Origin of the sequence: Microlunatus aurantiacus, assembly GCF_039536605.1 — a bacterium.
Classification (GTDB): domain Bacteria; phylum Actinomycetota; class Actinomycetes; order Propionibacteriales; family Propionibacteriaceae; genus Microlunatus; species Microlunatus aurantiacus.
The window spans coordinates 760009-775962 of record NZ_BAAAYX010000002.1; the positions used below are offsets into that span (position 1 = coordinate 760009).

At 71.7% G+C, this 15954-nt stretch carries 12 protein-coding genes; 6 read left to right on the plus strand and 6 right to left on the minus strand.

Annotation, left to right across the window (positions count from 1 at the left end; all coding sequences use genetic code 11):
• Window positions 1-163 precede the first annotated feature (163 nt).
• From ABD714_RS03700 to ABD714_RS03715, 4 genes are read left to right on the plus strand one after another with little or no spacing between them, the layout of a single operon-like run.
• A complete protein-coding gene (locus ABD714_RS03700) occupies window positions 164-949 on the plus strand; it encodes a CoA transferase subunit A (RefSeq protein ID WP_344810913.1) in 786 nt (261 codons plus the stop codon).
• Window positions 946-1584: a CoA transferase subunit B gene (locus tag ABD714_RS03705; protein WP_344810914.1), complete on the plus strand. Its 639-nt coding sequence runs from the start codon at window positions 946-948 to the stop codon at window positions 1582-1584. Before ABD714_RS03700 ends, ABD714_RS03705 begins: the two co-directional genes overlap by 4 nt.
• Window positions 1581-3185 (plus strand): carboxyl transferase domain-containing protein, encoded by a 1605-nt coding sequence (locus ABD714_RS03710; protein WP_344810915.1) that lies wholly within the window; start codon window positions 1581-1583, stop codon window positions 3183-3185. Before ABD714_RS03705 ends, ABD714_RS03710 begins: the two co-directional genes overlap by 4 nt.
• A 2-nt stretch (window positions 3186-3187) precedes the next feature.
• Window positions 3188-5164: an acetyl/propionyl/methylcrotonyl-CoA carboxylase subunit alpha gene (locus ABD714_RS03715; RefSeq protein ID WP_344810916.1), complete on the plus strand. Its 1977-nt coding sequence runs from the start codon at window positions 3188-3190 to the stop codon at window positions 5162-5164.
• On the opposite strand, the gene ABD714_RS03720 is transcribed toward ABD714_RS03715, so the two are convergent.
• The 6 genes from ABD714_RS03720 to ABD714_RS03745 all read right to left on the minus strand — a co-directional run bounded on the left by ABD714_RS03720 (window position 5155) and on the right by ABD714_RS03745 (window position 10774).
• The gene (locus ABD714_RS03720; protein WP_344810917.1) at window positions 5155-5436 is read right to left on the minus strand and encodes a hypothetical protein; all 282 of its coding nucleotides are present in this window, start codon (window positions 5434-5436) and stop codon (window positions 5155-5157) included. The genes ABD714_RS03715 and ABD714_RS03720 overlap by 10 nt on opposite strands.
• 43 nt (window positions 5437-5479) lie before the next feature.
• Entirely contained in the window at window positions 5480-6502 is a 1023-nt protein-coding gene (locus ABD714_RS03725; protein WP_344810918.1) for an Rv2578c family radical SAM protein, read from the minus strand.
• Between the two features lie 123 nt (window positions 6503-6625).
• On the minus strand, window positions 6626-7972 hold the full coding sequence (locus ABD714_RS03730; RefSeq protein WP_344810919.1) for a phospholipase D-like domain-containing protein: 1347 nt from the start codon (window positions 7970-7972) through the stop codon (window positions 6626-6628).
• Between the two features lie 366 nt (window positions 7973-8338).
• Complete coding sequence (locus ABD714_RS03735; RefSeq protein ID WP_344810920.1) at window positions 8339-9244, minus strand: ferredoxin family protein; 906 nt, start codon at window positions 9242-9244, stop codon at window positions 8339-8341.
• Complete coding sequence (locus tag ABD714_RS03740) at window positions 9241-10512, minus strand: cupin domain-containing protein (RefSeq protein ID WP_344810921.1); 1272 nt, start codon at window positions 10510-10512, stop codon at window positions 9241-9243. The genes ABD714_RS03735 and ABD714_RS03740 overlap by 4 nt, the downstream gene beginning before the upstream one ends.
• Window positions 10451-10774, minus strand: coding sequence for a hypothetical protein (locus ABD714_RS03745; protein ID WP_344810922.1), 324 nt, complete (start codon window positions 10772-10774; stop codon window positions 10451-10453). The genes ABD714_RS03740 and ABD714_RS03745 overlap by 62 nt, the downstream gene beginning before the upstream one ends.
• Before the next feature lie 165 nt (window positions 10775-10939).
• On the opposite strand from ABD714_RS03745, the gene ABD714_RS03750 reads away from it, so the two are divergent.
• Complete coding sequence (locus tag ABD714_RS03750; RefSeq protein ID WP_344810923.1) at window positions 10940-12409, plus strand: mannitol dehydrogenase family protein; 1470 nt, start codon at window positions 10940-10942, stop codon at window positions 12407-12409.
• Window positions 12410-12460: 51 nt separating this feature from the next.
• Complete coding sequence (locus ABD714_RS03755) at window positions 12461-15874, plus strand: DEAD/DEAH box helicase (protein ID WP_344810924.1); 3414 nt, start codon at window positions 12461-12463, stop codon at window positions 15872-15874.
• Window positions 15875-15954 lie beyond the last annotated feature (80 nt).

A 15954-nucleotide genomic window follows, 5' to 3' on the forward strand; every position in this document is an offset into this window, starting at 1 on the left:
ACCTCCTCCGCCGTGCCGCTGCTGCCGCCGGTCCTGCCGATCCTGCCGGTCCTGCCGGTCCTGCCGCTCGGGCGAGTATGCCGCGCCCCGCCGACGGGGTCGGTTGACCCGGCCGGGATGGGCGGGTTGACTGCCGATACGGGTCATCGACGACGGGAGCAGCGTGGACAAGGTGGTCGACTCCGCCGCGGAGGCTGTCGCCGACATCGCGCCGGGTTCGTCGCTGGCCGTCGGTGGGTTCGGACTCTGCGGCATCCCCTCGACCCTCATCGACGCCGTCTTCCAGGCGGGCACCGACCGGCTGGAGGTCATCTCCAACAACGCCGGGGTGGACGACTGGGGCCTCGGACTGCTGCTCGGCGCGGGCCGACTGCGACGCGTGGTGGCCAGCTACGTCGGCGAGAACAAGGAGTTCGCCCGGCAGTACCTGTCCGGCGAGCTGGAGGTCGAGCTCACGCCACAGGGGACCCTGGCCGAGCGGATGCGCGCAGGCGGCTCCGGCATCCCCGCCTTCTTCACCGCCAGCGGGGTCGGCACCCAGGTCGCGGAGGGGGGACTGCCGTGGCGGTACGCCGCCGACGGCTCGATCGCGATCGCCTCCCCGGCCAAGCAGACCCAGACCTTCGAGACCCCCGAGGGGGCGAAGGAGTTCGTGCTCGAGCGGGCGATCATCGCCGACTTCGGTCTCGTGCGGGCCTGGCGAGGGGACCGGCACGGCAACCTGGTGTTCCGCGACTCCGCCCGCAACTTCAACCCGCTGGCCGCCATGTGCGGTCGGATCACGGTGGCCGAGGTGGAGGAGCTGGTGGAGCCCGGTGCCCTCGATCCGAACCAGGTGCACACCCCCGGGGTCTTCGTGCACCGGGTGGTCGCCCTGACGCCGGCGCAGGTGTCGGACAAGCGGATCGAGAGACGGACGGTCCGGCCGCGCTCCGGGGTGGCGCGATGAGCTGGACGCGGGAGCAGATGGCCGCGCGGGCGGCGGCCGAGCTCGTCGACGGCGACTACGTCAACCTCGGCATCGGGTTGCCGACGCTGGTGCCCAACTTCGTGCCCGACGACGTCGAGCTGGTGCTCCAGTCGGAGAACGGCATCCTCGGGGTCGGGCCGTACCCGTACGAGGGTGAGGAGGACGCCGACCTGATCAACGCCGGCAAGGAGACCGTCACCGTCCGGCGCGGGGCGTCGTTCTTCGACTCGGCGCTGTCCTTCGGGATGATCAGGGGCGGCAAGATCGACGCCGCCATCCTCGGCGCCATGCAGGTCTCCCGCGTCGGCGACATCGCGAACTGGATGATCCCCGGCAAGATGATCAAGGGCATGGGCGGCGCGATGGACCTCGTGCACGGCGCGAAGAAGGTGGTCGTGCTGATGGAGCACGTGGCCAAGGACGGGTCGTTCAAGATCGTCGAGTCGTGCTCGCTGCCGCTGACGGGTCGCGCCGTCGTGCAGCGGATCATCACCGACCTGGCGGTGATCGACATCCCGGCCGACGGCGGCCCGTTGATCATCGTCGAGCTGGCCCCCGGGGTCAGCGCGGACGAGGTCCGGAGCAAGACCGAACCCGCCCTGGTGACCGGATGACGTCGGAGCCCACCGGCGAGCGGTCGGCGCCCGCGTCGATGGTGGCGCTGGTCTCCGAGCTGCGCGAGCGACTCGCCGAGGTCCGTCGCGGCGGCACCGAAGCAGCCCGGGCCAAGCACACCGGGCGGGGCAAGCTGCTGGTCCGGGACCGGGTCGACCGGCTGCTCGACCCGGGCAGCCCCTTCCTGGAAGTGGGGGCCCTGGCGGCCTACGACCTCTACGGCGGCGAGTACGCCGTGCCGAGCGCCGGCATCGTCACCGGTGTCGGCCGGATCGAGGGCCGGCTGTGCCTGGTCGTGGCCAACGACGCCACCGTCAAGGGCGGCACCTACTACCCGCTGACGGTGAAGAAGCACCTACGGGCCCAGGAGATCGCAGCGGCCAACCGGCTGCCCTGCGTCTACCTGGTCGACTCCGGCGGGGCCTTCCTGACCCTGCAGGACGAGGTCTTCCCCGACCGTGACCACTTCGGCCGGATCTTCTTCCACCAGGCCAACCTGTCGGCCCGTGGCATCCCGCAGATCGCTGCGGTGATGGGTTCCTGCACGGCCGGAGGGGCGTACGTCCCGGCGATGTCCGACGAGTCGGTGATCGTCCGGGGGCAGGGCACGATCTTCCTGGGCGGGCCCCCGCTGGTGAAGGCCGCCACGGGGGAGGTGGTGTCGGCCGAGGAGCTCGGCGGCGGGGACGTGCACGCTCGGACCTCCGGGGTGGTCGACCACCTCGCCACCGACGACGCCCACGCGCTGGACATCGTCCGCTCGATCATCGCCACGCTGCCCGAGCCCCCGGTCGCCGGCCGGGACCAGGATCGTGATCACGCCACCGTCGAGGAGCCGCGCGAGGACCCGGCCGGCCTGCTGGACGTGGTGCCGGTGAGCTCACGAACCCCGTACGACGTCCGTGAGGTGATCCGACGGATCGTCGACGGCAGCCGGTGGCACGAGTTCAAGCGACTCTACGGCGAGACCCTGGTGTGCGCCTTCGCCTCGATCTGGGGCCATCGGGTGGGCATCGTGGCCAACAACGGCATCCTGTTCTCCGCGTCGGCGTTGAAGGGGGCGCACTTCGTCGAGCTGTGCAACCAGCGCGGCATCCCCCTGGTCTTCCTGCAGAACATCTCCGGGTTCATGGTCGGTCGCGAGTACGAGGCCGCGGGCATCGCCAAGGACGGCGCCAAGCTCGTCACCGCCGTCGCCTGCTCCGTGGTGCCCAAGCTCACCGTGGTGATCGGCGGCTCCTTCGGTGCGGGCAACTACGCCATGTGCGGACGGGCGTACGACCCCCGGTTCCTCTGGTTGTGGCCCAACGCCCGGATCTCGGTGATGGGCGGCGAGCAGGCCGCCGCGGTGCTGGCCACGGTGCGCCGCGACGGTCTGGAGGCCGCCGGCCAGTCGTGGTCCGACGTCGAGGAGCAGGCGTTCACCACGCCCATCAAGGAGCAGTACGAGCGCCAGGGCTCCCCCTACTACTCGACCGCCCGGCTGTGGGACGACGGCGTGATCGATCCGCGCGACACCCGCCGGGTGCTGGGTATGGGGCTCGAGATCGCTGCCGGGGTGGAGATCCCGGCACCCGCCTACGGTGTCTTCCGGATGTGATCATGGACGATCTGACCGCTGTGATCGGCTCCGTGCTGGTCGCCAACCGGGGCGAGATCGCCGTCCGGGTGCTGCGGACCTGCCGTCGGCTGGGGATCCGCGGTGTCGCCGTCTTCGCCGACCCCGACACCGGTGCGCCGCACGTCCGTACTGCCGACCAGGCGGTCCGCATCCCGGGCTACTTGGACGTCGACGCGGTGGTGGCCGCCGCCCGGGCCAGCGGGGCGGACGCCGTGCACCCCGGCTACGGCTTCCTCTCTGAGCGGGCCGACTTCGCCCGGGCCGTCGAGCGGGCGGGTCTGGTCTGGATCGGGCCGCCGGCGAGCGCGATGGAGCAGATGGGTCGCAAGGACGCCGCCCGGGAGGTGGCGGTGGCGGCCGGGGTGCCGGTGCTGCCGGCGTACGCGCTGGACACCCCGCCGGACCGGCTGGTGTTCCCGGTGCTGGTCAAGGCGGCTGCCGGGGGCGGGGGCAAGGGCATGCGGATCGTCCGGTCCGCGGCCGAGCTGCCCGAGGCGCTCGCGGCCGCCGGCCGGGAGGCGGCCGCCGCCTTCGGCGATGACACCCTGCTGATCGAGCGCTACGTCGAGCGCGGTCGGCACATCGAGGTGCAGATCCTGGCCGATGCCCACGGACGGGTGCTGGCTCTGCACGAGCGGGACTGCTCAGCCCAGCGTCGACACCAGAAGGTGATGGAGGAAGCCCCCGCGCCCGGCCTGCCGGCCGGCACCCGGACCGCGATCACCGACGCTGCGATCGCCCTGGCCGCGGCAGTCGGCTACGTCAACGCCGGCACCGTCGAGTTCCTGCTGGATGCCGACATCGGGGCCTTCTCCCTGCTGGAGATGAACACCCGTCTGCAGGTCGAGCACCCCGTCACCGAGGCCATCTGCGGCGACCTCGACCTGGTGGAGCAGCAGCTGCGGGTGGCGGCCGGTCAGCCGCTGACTCTCGACGTCGGCGACCTCGGCCCGCACGGGCACGCCATCGAGGCCCGGGTCTACGCGGAGGACCCGTACGGGGGCTTCCTGCCGCAGGCCGGCACCGCCGGCCTGGTCCGATGGCCCTCGGGACCGGGGATCCGGGTCGACCAGGCCCTGGACAGCGGGCAAAGCGTCACCACCGACTTCGACCCGATGCTCGGCAAGATCATCGCCGTCGGGCCGGACCGGGAGACGGCCCGGCGTCGGCTGGTGGCGGCTCTGGACGACACCGCCATCCTCGGGCTGACCACCAACGCCGGGTTCCTGCGCGAGCTGGCGAGTCATCCCCGCTACGTCGACGCCTCGATCGACGTCGCCTGGCTGGACCGGACCCCGTTGACCCGCCCGGACGGCGGCGACGCCCGCCGGGTTGCGGCCGGGGCCCTCGCCGCGCAGATCGGGGAGCGGGCCGGCGCCGGGGCCTTCCGGGCGGACGGCTGGCGTCTCGGCGCTCCGCCCGCCCCGACCATCGTGGCGCTGGCCGACCCGCACGACCCGGCGGCGGACGTGCGCGTCGAGGTGCCGCCGGATCATCGCGGGGCCGGGGCGGGCCGGACCGGGGCGGAAGCGGCCGTTTCGGACGGGGCCGTGTCGGACGGGGCGGCGGCCGTCCTGGTCGGCCCCGATGACGTCGAGGTCGCCTGGCACGGCCAGCGATTCGTGTTCTCCCGCCCGCGCCCGGACGGCGAGGACGCCGCGACCCGGGCGGACGGGCTGCTGACGGCGCCGATGCCGAGTGTCGTCGTCGACGTCCGGGTGACGGTGGGGGAGGAGGTGGCAGCCGACCAGATCCTGGCCACGGTGGAGGCGATGAAGATGGAGCTCGCGGTGCGCGCGCCCTTCGCCGGGGTGGTCAGTGCCGTGGCCGTCTCCGCCGGTCAGCGGGTCGCGTTGGGAGCTGCCCTGCTCACCGTGGAGCAGCACACAGCTGATGTCGCAGGGGCCGGGTCGTCGGTCACCGCCGATCCCGACCCGACGCGCACCCCTCAGCCATAGCGGTGGCTCTTCTCGCTGTGCCCGGCCGGCCGGGTGCAGCTGCGGCCGTTCATGGAGGTGTGACCGCACAGCTGACCCTGGTCGGTGGGCGCTGTTGCCGCCTCCGACGCCGCCTTCGGGGTCCGCTTGTGCTTCGTCGAGGTCTCGGGCTCGCGTGCCGGCGATGCAGTTCCGGCCTCGCCCGCGGCTGCCTCCCGGCGGGTCGGACCGCTGCTGTTCCGGGCGGCGTACCGGGCTTCGCGCATCGCCCTCTGGGCGTCCAGCTTGCTCACCCCCTGACCCTACGTCCCGGCGCCGACACGTCGTCGCCCGCGGTCAGAAGAGGGTCGCCTGCGCGGGCTGTGTCGCAGTCGGCGGTGGCGTCGGCAGCCGCAGCACCTGCGGTCCGGCCAGTCCGTGGCGGCGCAGCAGCGGTGCTGCTCGGCGGGCGAGATAGGAGGCGTACGACCGCAGCACGTAGCTGCCCTGACCGTAGAGCTCCTGGTACGGCTCGATCAGCGCGGGCCGGTGACGTCCCAGGAACGCCCAGAACCACTCCCGCGCGCCCGGTCGCAGATGCAGGGCGAAGACGGTGGCGCTGGTGGCGCCGGCGCTCGCGATCCGTCCCAGCAGCGCGTCGAGCTGTGCGTCGCTGTCGGTGAGCAGGGGGAGCACCGGGGCGACCAGGACCTGGCAGGGGAGTCCGGCGTCGGCGATCGCCCGGATCAGAGAGAGTCGAGCGCGCGGGCCCGGGGTCCCCGCCTCGATGACGTCGTGGAGCTCGTCGTCGAGCAGGGCCAGCGAGATCCCGATCCCGATCGGCACCCGGTCGGCCAGGGCTGTCAGCAGCGACAGGTCGCGCCGCAGGGTGGTGCCCTTGGTCAGGATGGAGAACGGGGTCCCGGAGTCCGCCAGCGCGCGGACGATCCCCGGCATCAGCCGGTAGCGACCCTCGGCCCGCTGGTAGGGATCGGTGTTGGTGCCCAGCGCCACGGGTTCGTGGCGCCAGGATGCCCGGGCCAGCTCCTGGCGCAACCGCTCGACGACGTTGATCTTGACCACGATCTGGGTGTCGAAGTCGGTGCCGGTGCCCAGCTGAAGATAGCTGTGGGTGCGCCGGGCGAAGCAGTAGGTGCAGGCGTGGCTGCAACCGCGGTACGGGTTGACGGTCCACGAGAACGGCACCGCAGCAGCGGACGGGACCTGGTTGAGCGCGGACTTGGCGAGCACCTCGTGGAACGTCAGACCGGCGAACTCGGGAGTCTGGACGGACCGCACGAGGTTAGCCACCGACGGCAGGCCGGGCAGGGGTGAGGCGGCATCGTCCACGTTCTCGAGTCGTTGGGCATCCCAGCGCATGCGTGCATTCAAACACATGAGCGATTACCTGGGCGAGTGTCCTGGCTCCGGTCGGTGACGCACGAACGCCCGGCGACCCGCGAGGGGTCACCGGGCGTCGGTGAGGTGTGGAGCTGGGAAGGCCTAACCGCCTTCGTTGAGCTCGGCCTGGCGCTCGACGTTCTGGTCGGGCGTCAGCGAGCGTGCGTCCTCACGCTTGCTCTTCAGCACGATCGGCGGCGGGGTGGAGCGCAGCCGCTTCGACTTCTTCTGGATGTAGCTGAAGTTCGCGCTGTAAGCGTTGTAGTAGCCGGTGCCGACGACCCGCAGGACCATGTCGTCGTTGTACAGCGAGCCGTTGCTGGTCAGGTTCTGCGACCCGGTCCAGACCACGCGCTGATCCACGACCTTGCCGTCGAGCTTCAAGCGGCCGTTGATGATGAGGGACTTGTGGTGGGTGTACTGCTCGCCGTAGTCGTTGCGGTTGGTGTCCCGCCAGGCGTCCTCGACCACCATCTGGCCGTAGCGCGAGGATTTCGCGAGCAGCTGGCGCATGATCGTCCGGCTCGCGCGGCCCCGGTTGAGGGTGACGTCGACCTTGCAGCCGGCGTTGTGCAGCGACCACAGCTTCTTGGCCACGTCCATCCGCGGGTTGGTGAAGCCCCACATGTTCATCCGCACCACCGTTCGACCGCCGCTGCCCAGCGTGGTCCTGCACTGCACCGTGTTGAGTACGTCCAGGTACTGGATGATCGGATACTGCTTTCCGCCCACGATGCGCCTCTGCGGGTAGATGTACAGCGTGAACGGACCGTTCGTCGTGTTCTTGTTGTTTCCGTAGAGGTGGTCCTGACGGTTTGTCGTCATGTCGTTGAAGTAGGTCATCAGCCGGTTGTAGAGGTCGGGCTTGCTTCCCTCGACGATCGTGTGCGAGTTGTTGAAGCTGTTGTAGATGTTGACTCGGTGGGGGTTGGCCGAGCTGATGATCGACACGTTCTTGGCTGCGCCCACCTGGGAGAACAAGTAGTACTTGCCGTGGATGGTGGCGTACGGGTAGTTCGACATGCAGCCACCGCGGCTGCAGGTCACCACGTAACTGCGGTTCTTCTTGCTGGTGCCCAGGGCCTTCCTCAGGCGCTTGAGCTGGGCGCCTTCGGCGCCGTTGTCTACCAGGAAGTGCACGTTGACGCCTCGCTTGTGGGCGGCGATGAGGCGGTCAGCTGTCGACTTCTGGCTGAACAGGTACATCGCCATGGTGATCGTCTGTCGTTGCTTGCAACCGGCCGCCGGGTTGCAGCCCGGGACAGCGGAGATGGTCTTGTCCAAGACCGTCTGGGCCCGACGCTCGGCGGTCTTGTTCCCCGCGGCGTTGTTGAACACCACCCCGGTCTTGGGTGTGTAGGGCGCGGCCTGCGCCGTCGGCACCAGATAGGTGCCCATCAATCCTGCGCCGCAGATCGCGACCAGCAGGGTGGTCAGCAGTCGCTTCATGGCCCCGTTCCTCACTTCACTTCTCCCCCGGGGTGCCGGTGGCGCCCCTGACCCGCGTGGTGGATGACAACAGTCCAGCGGGTGAGGCGGGTGTGTCGTCAGGTGGTGTGGCCGTCGTGCCCCCGGGACAAGCAGCCAGGGCTAAGCGTGCCACACGGAGGGTCGATTCGCGCAGGTCTTCTGGGTTTCCGGTCCGTCGCGCACAAATCTCTCGGCAAGCCTGTTCACAGGCGCGGCACAGTCGGCAAGCGCATACCCCGGCTATCTGAGGCGCAAACCGTTGTGCGGAGTTGCGGAGGCCCGCAACGATTCGACTTCCGGCCTCCCGGAGGCGTTACGCAATCGTGATCTCACACAATCGTGATCTCACCTACCCACGGGATCCATCGCCTCGACGCCAGCGACCTCGTACGTCATGGCGAAGGTGTCCTGCGTGGCCGCGCAGGTGAGCCGGGCGGCCTCGCGGCGGCGGGACCACACCTCCACCTGCCAGCGACGTCCATCCGAGGCCGAGGCTGCGACCCGCCAGCGGCCCGGCTCAGGGGTCGACCAGCCGTCGGCGCGCACGTCACCGGGACCGTACGGACCGTGCCGGCGGTGGATCTCACCGATGGCGGCCTGGGCCGGCGGGGGCCAGCGGACCGACCCCCGGAGATGGTTCGCAGCGAGCCGCCCGTCGAGGTGGCCGCGCACCACGTCGACGGCGGACCCGGCGTCGAGATCGCCGTAGTAGGTGCCGTCCGGCAGCGTCACCAGGTTCGCGGCGAAGCGGTCACCGCCGACGTGGCTGCACTCCCAGGTGGCCTCGGGCCAGTGAGCGGCGAGGGCGGCGGCCACCGGACGACCTCGGAGCGCGCAGCAGGTGTCGTGCTGACCGTGCGCGCAGACCAGCAGCAGCGGGTCCTCGGACACCGCGCCAGCCGCAGAACTCGCGCCCGCCAGGGTGTCTGCGGCGACGAGCAGGTCATCCTCCCGTCGCCAGCTGCCCCAGGTGGTCGTCCCACCGACCCGGGTGACGGCCCAGCTCCGGCGGTCGGAGGGAACCCGCCGACCCGGCCGACGGATGAGGAGCAGCCGGCTCCGGCTCGCGCGAATGGCCGCGGTCAACGCGGCCACCACCTCGGTCGACCAGCCGGCGCCGGTCAGTGCGTCGAAGCGCCACGGTCCGGGATGCTCGATCAGCAGGAAGGACGACGCGAGGGGAGCGGTGCCCACCGGAGGGTCGCGACGTTCCCGGGCAGCGTCGGCGCAGCGGAAGGTCGGCGTCGTCACCCGGCGACGGCCAGCCCGGTCAGGAGCAGACGGCGCGCCAAACCGATCCCGAGCTCGCCGGCCGTGCCACTGCCGATCTTCCACCAGTCGAGGAACGCTTCGCGCTCGGCGGCGGTCACGGTGGTCTGCCCCCCGCGGCCGGAGATCGTGAGCCCGCCGTCGGGTCGTTCGTGCAGCGTGCCGGCCAGATGAGCCCGCACCGTCACGGGGGTGTCGTCGGTGAGCTCGTCGGCGGCGCGCAGCTGACGCAGGGGGCCCACCGGTGCGGCTCGCTGGCCCGCGCGGGCCAGCGGCGCGAAGGCGGCGGCGACGGCGTCGATCTCGGTGTTCTCGAGCGCGTCGACGAGCTTCTCGCGCACCAGCTCGACCTCGGCGACCAGCGCGGTGGGGTCGGCCACGTCGACGCCGAGCGGGAGTGAGCTGCGGGCCTCCGGGTCGCCCGCCACCGTCCGCAACGCGTGCTGGATCAGCTGCTCGGCCACGCCGTAGCGGGTCCAGGTGTGCACGCCCAGCGTGAGGTGGGTGCTGACCCCGCCGAGCGCGGTCGCGGCGTGCAGGAAGCCGCGCGGGAGATAGAGCACGTCGCCCGGCCGCAGGACCGTGTCGATCAGGGGAGTCTCGGCGGCACGGCGCTCCACCGAGCGGCGCCGATCGGTCCAGGGCTGGTGCCGGAGCGGCGAAGCGTGCACCGGGGCGTGGATGACCCAGCGCTTCTCGCCGGTGACCTGCAGCACGAAGACGTCGTGCACGTCGTAGTGGTTGCTGAACCCCTGGTTCTGCGGCGGCGTCACGTAGGCGTTCGCCTGGACAGGATGGCCGAGGTCGGCGGCCAGCTGCTGGGTGAACGCGAGCACCGGGGGCCAGACGCGGTGCAGGGCCTGCAGAACCATGGTCGCCCCGTCGGCGAACAGGCGGACGAGCTGGTCGTCGCTCACCTGGTCGCCGATGGACGCACCCACGCCGCCCGGCGCGGTGAAGCTGGCATCGGCCAGCGTCGAGCCGTCGCGGGCGACCCGCAGGAACGGTGTCCGCAGCCCCCGCTCCGAGACCAGCTCGTCGACGGCATCGGCGTCGAGGAGATCGGCGAACCCGGAGCCGGTGGTGGCGGCTCCGGCCGGGGTCAGCAGGGCCTGCCGGCCCCAGTACTCCCGGGCGAACTCCTCGACGTCGATCCCGATCAGGCGCGCGAGCGCCGGGGTCTGCGGGCTAGACGCTGCCGTCTGCGCCGCCATCAGCCCCGCCGTCGGCGCCACCGTCAGCGCCACCATCGGCTCCGCCGTCGTGCTGGCCGGGGACACCGCTGGCGCCACCGTCGGCCGGGCCTTCGGCTCCGCTGTCGGCGCCGCCATCGGCTCCGCCGTCGTGCTGGCCGGGCACGCCGCCGGCGCCACCGTCGGCCGGGCCTTCGGCTCCGCTGTCGGCGCCACCGTCGGCTCCGCCGTCGTGCATGCCGGGCACGCCGTTGGCGCCGCCGTCGGCCGGACCCTCGAGCTCGTCGGTGCCCTCGCTGGGCTGCGTCGATTCAGTCATCGATCCTCCTCGTTGAGTGGGACGGCCCCGGGAACAGAGGCCGAAGATGGCGTCCCGCCGACGTCGGCTCCCACTCTGCCACGGGCCCCGGCACCCCCGGACGTGGGGGAGTGCGGGTCCTGGGGGAGTGCGGGCACCCGAAGGCGGAGGACTACCGTGCCGTGGATGAGTGCTGATGACGCGTTCGCCACCGCCACCCCCGACGTGCAGCTGCCCGACTACGACCGCTCGCGGATCGAGATCGGCATCGTGCACATCGGCGTGGGCGGCTTCCACCGGGCTCACCAGGCGCTGGCGGTCGACCGGTTGCTGCGGCAGGGGCAGGCGTACGAGTGGGGGATCTGCGGCATCGGTCTGCTGCCGGGCGACCGTCGGATGCAGCAGGTGATGGCCGCCCAGGACGGCTGCTACACCCTGGTCGAGAAGTCGCCCGACGGGTCCTGGTCGGCTCGGGTGATCGGCTCCATCGCGGCGTACCTGTTCGCCCCGGACGATCCGGAGGCGGTGCTCGAGCGCCTGGCCGACCCGGCGACCCGGATCGTGTCGCTGACGGTGACCGAGGGGGGCTACAACTTCTCGCCCACGACGGGGGCGTTCGATCTCACCAACCCGGCGGTGGCCGCCGACCTCACCGGCGAGGCGCCGCCGGCCACCACGTTCGGGTTGGTGGTGGAGGGACTGCGCCGCCGCCGCGACCGCGGCGTCGGGGCCTTCACCCTGATGTCCTGCGACAACATCCCGGGCAACGGCGAGGTGGCCCGGCGGGCCCTCACCTCCTACGCCCGCGCACTGGACCCGGGTCTGGCCGCCTGGATCGAGACCGAGGTGGCCTTCCCCAACGGGATGGTCGACCGGATCACCCCCGCCACCACCGCCGAGGACGTGGCGCAGATCGGCGAGCGGTTCGGGGTGGCTGATGCGTGGCCGGTGGTCGCCGAGCCGTTCTTCCAGTGGGTGCTGGAGGACGAGTTCGTCGCAGGTCGTCCGGCGTGGCAGGACGCGGGCGTGCAGCTGGTGCCGGAGGTGGAGCCGTACGAGCTGATGAAGCTCCGGCTGCTCAACGCGGGTCACCAGGCTGTCGCCTACCTCGGCTACCTGATGGGGTACCGCTACGTCCACGACGCCGCCCGTGACCCGGTCTTCGCCTCCTACCTGCGGCGCTACATGCGACGGGAGGGGATCCCGACACTGCCCCCGGTGCCCGGCATCGACCTGACGGCCTACACCGACACCTTGATCGAGCGGTTCGGCAACGCCGAGGTGCGGGACACCGTCGCCCGGCTCGCGGCCGAGTCGTCCGACCGCATCCCCAAGTGGCTGGTGCCGGTGATCAGGGCCAACCTCGCCTCGGGCGGGGAGATCGACGTGTCCGCCGCGATCGTGGCCGGCTGGGCCCGCTACGCCGAGGGCGTCGACGAGACCGGGCAGCCCATCACCGTGGTCGACCGGATCGCCGACGACAGGACCGCCGCCGCCAACCGTCACGGCGAGGACCCCCTCGCCTTCGTCCGCGACCCCGACCTCTTCGGCGACCTCGCGGACCAACCGCGCTTCGCCGAGGCCTATCTCCGCGCCCTCGACTCCCTCCACACCCGCGGCGCCGCCGCCACCGTCGCCGACCTCGCTGACGGGTAGGAGTCGAGCGACGACCGACGACTGTCGTAGGCCGGAGCTAGCATCCGGCCCATGTGGGTCCGGCTCCTCTCCAACGACGCCATCATCGCGATGGTCGGTCACGAGGCGTTCGCGCGCGGGATGGTGTACGCCCGCAACGGCCACGTCCAGGACGTCCGGGTCGACGCCGAGCAGCTGACCGTGAGCGGCCAGATCGTGGGCAGCGACCGGAAGCGGTATCTGGTGCTCGTCGAGCTGGTGGAGGCCGCCGACGCCACGGGCCATCGCGCCACCTGCACCTGTCCGGTGGTCCGCGACTGCAAGCACGCGGCGGCGGTCATGTTCACGGCCCGGGCGCAGCTGGCGGCCGATGCCCGTTCCGCCCGGCCGGCCTGGGAGGGCCTGGTCACCCGGCTGGTCCGTGAGGTCCCCCCGGTCCCGGTCGAGCCGGTCGAGGTCGGGTTGGAGCTCGCCGTCGACGTCGGTCGTGCGTACGGGGGGTTCCAGCCGCCGGCCCGGCTGGTGATGCGGCCGGTACGCCGGGGGCAGCGGAACCGCTGGGTCTACTCGGGGGTGTCCTGGTCCGACCTGGACTACCCCTCCGACGAGCTGTCGCCGGACGTGCAGGACCTGCTCCGGCAGTTCCGGGCCGCTGCCGGTTCGGCGGCCCGGTACGCCAGTCCGCGGTCGGCCTGGCTGACGCTGGGTGAGGTGTCGACCTCCTTCTGGGGGCTGATCGACCAGGCCGGGCGCGTGGGACTGACGCTGGTCACGGAGAAGTCGGGACCCCCGGTCCTGCTGGACGAGCGGGTGGGTGTTCGCCTGGAGCTGCGGTCGACCACGGACGGCGGTCTCACGGGCGCTGTCGCGCTGCCGAGCGAGGCGTGGGCGCCGGCCGAGCTGTTCGAGGCCACCGCGACCGGCGACCCCACCTTCGGGTTGCTCGGCGATCCCGCCCACGGGGCGTACTGGCTGGCGGCGCCCGGGGTGCCCGGCGGCCCCCGCGACATCGTGCTGGCCCGGCTGGACCGCTCCCTGCCCACCGAGCTGCGCCGACTCGTCGAGCAGCGCGCCACGCTGGACGTACCGGCGTCGGACAGGCAGCGGTTCCTCACCGACTTCCTGCCCGTGCTGCGACGTGCCGTGCCGGTGGTGACCCGAGACGAGGGTCTCGAGCTCCCGAGCGCCGCGGTGCCGCAGATCGTGCTCGCGGTCGGCTTCCGGGCCGAGCACCGGGTCCGGCTTGACTGGTCGGTGCGCTACCGCCAGGGCGACGGGTGGCGGCGGGTCGGGGTCGACGAGTCCCCGCTGCTCTCGGGTGAGCTGCGGGACGTGGTGGTCGAGCGGGAGCTGCTGGCCGGTCTCGAGCTCCCCTACGACGAGCTCCCGCAGCTGGCTGACCCGGACCGGCCCCGTCGGCCGGCGGCGCACGCCCTGCTCGGCGACGCCCACGCCGCCCGGTTCGTGCACGACGTGCTGCCCCGTCTGGTCGATCAGGGGGTGGTGGTCGAGACCACCGGTGACGTCGTCGACTACCGGCCGGCCCAGCAGGACCCGGAGGTGACGGTCTCGACCACCGCGACCGAGACCAGCGACTGGTTCGACCTGCACATCCAGGTCCGGGTCGACGGCGAGCTGGTCGGCTTCGAGGAGCTGTTCGTCGCGCTCAGCCAGGGGGCGGAGTTCCTGGTGCTGGAGACCGGCGTGTACGTCCCGTTGGACAACCCGGCCCTGGACCGGCTGCGGGAGCTGATCGAGGAGGCCCGGTCCTTGCAGGATCGCGACCGCCCGGAGGAGCTGCGGCTGAGCCGGGTGCAGACTGCCCTGTGGGACGAGCTGAGCCAGGTGGCGGTCGTGCTGGAGCAGGCCGACGCCTGGCAGGCGGCGGTGCGCGCGCTGGCGAGGCCGGACGTCGCTGATCCCGAGCCCCACCCGAGCCCGCCGGGCGGGACCCCGTGGCCCCCGGGCGGGACGGCCTCACCGCTCGACCCGGCCGCGTCGCAACCGGAGCCGGAGCGGCGTGCGGAGGCCGTGCCCGCGGGACTGCGCGCGGAGCTGCGGCCCTACCAGCGGGACGGGTTCCGCTGGCTGACCGGGCTGTGGCGCCACCGGCTGGGTGGCGTCCTGGCCGATGACATGGGACTCGGGAAGACGGTCCAGACCCTGGCCATGATCGCGGCGGCCCGTGCGGAGGAGCCCGCCGCGCCGCCGTTCCTGGTGGTTGCTCCGACGAGCGTGGTGACGACCTGGGCGACCGAGGCGGCACGGTTCACCCCTGGGCTCCGGGTGCACGCAGTGACCCGCTCGCAGGCGAAGCGGCGTCGACCTCTCGTCGAGGAGGCCACCGGTGCCGACCTCGTGGTCACGTCGTACGCCCTGCTGCGGATCGATCAGACGGCGTACGCGGAGCAGACCTGGAGCGGCCTGATCCTGGACGAGGCGCAGTTCGTCAAGAACCACCGGGCGAAGACCTACCAGGCGGCGCGGCTGGTGCCGGCGCGGATGAAGCTGGCCATCACCGGCACCCCGGTGGAGAACAGCCTGATGGACCTGTGGTCGATGCTCTCGCTCACCGCCCCCGGTCTGTTCCCCAGCGCCGAGCGGTTCACCGAGTACTACCTGCGACCGATCGAGCGGGACGGGGACGGGCTCCGACTGGCTCAGCTGCGCCGTCGGATCGCGCCGCTGGTGCTGCGCCGGACCAAGGACCTCGTCGCCGCCGAGCTCCCCCCCAAGCAGGAGCAGGTCCTCGAGGTGACCCTCCAGCCGAAGCACGCCAGGGTCTACCAGACGCATCTGCAGCGTGAGCGGCAGAAGGTGCTCGGCCTGATCGACGACCTGGACGACAACCGGTTCACCATCCTGCGCTCCCTCACCCTGCTGCGGCAGCTGGCCCTGGACCCGGTGCTGGTCGACGACCAGCACGAGGGGGTGGCCGCCAGCAAGACCGAGACCTTGGTGGAGATGCTCGGTGAGGTGGTGCAGGAAGGGCACCGGGCCCTGGTCTTCAGCCAGTTCACCGGCTACCTGCGCCGGGTTCGGGACCGGCTGACCGCCGCCGGCCTGACGACCGCGTACCTGGACGGGAGCACGGCGGACCGGCAGGCGGTGATCGACGGCTTCCGGCGGGGGGACGCAGGAGTCTTCCTGATCAGCCTGCGGGCGGGGGGTTTCGGGTTGAACCTGACCGAGGCCGACTACTGCTTCGTCCTCGATCCGTGGTGGAACCCGGCCGCGGAGCAGCAGGCTGTGGACCGGGCCCACCGGATCGGGCAGACCCGCCCGGTGATGGTCTACCGGCTCGTCGCCAAGGACACGATCGAGGAGAAGGTGATGGCGCTGAAGCAGCGCAAGAGCGCCCTCTTCGACGCCGTGCTCGGCGGTGACTCACTGGCGTCCACCGCGTTCGGAGCCGACGAGATCCGCGAGCTGCTGGGCCTGGAGAAGGCGATCCCGAGCCCGGCGACGACGGTGTCCGCTTCATGACATGGGCTATGTCCGCTTTATGCCATGGCCGATGAATGACAATCGGCTCGTTCTCTGTCGACACCCGAACGATTGGGTGG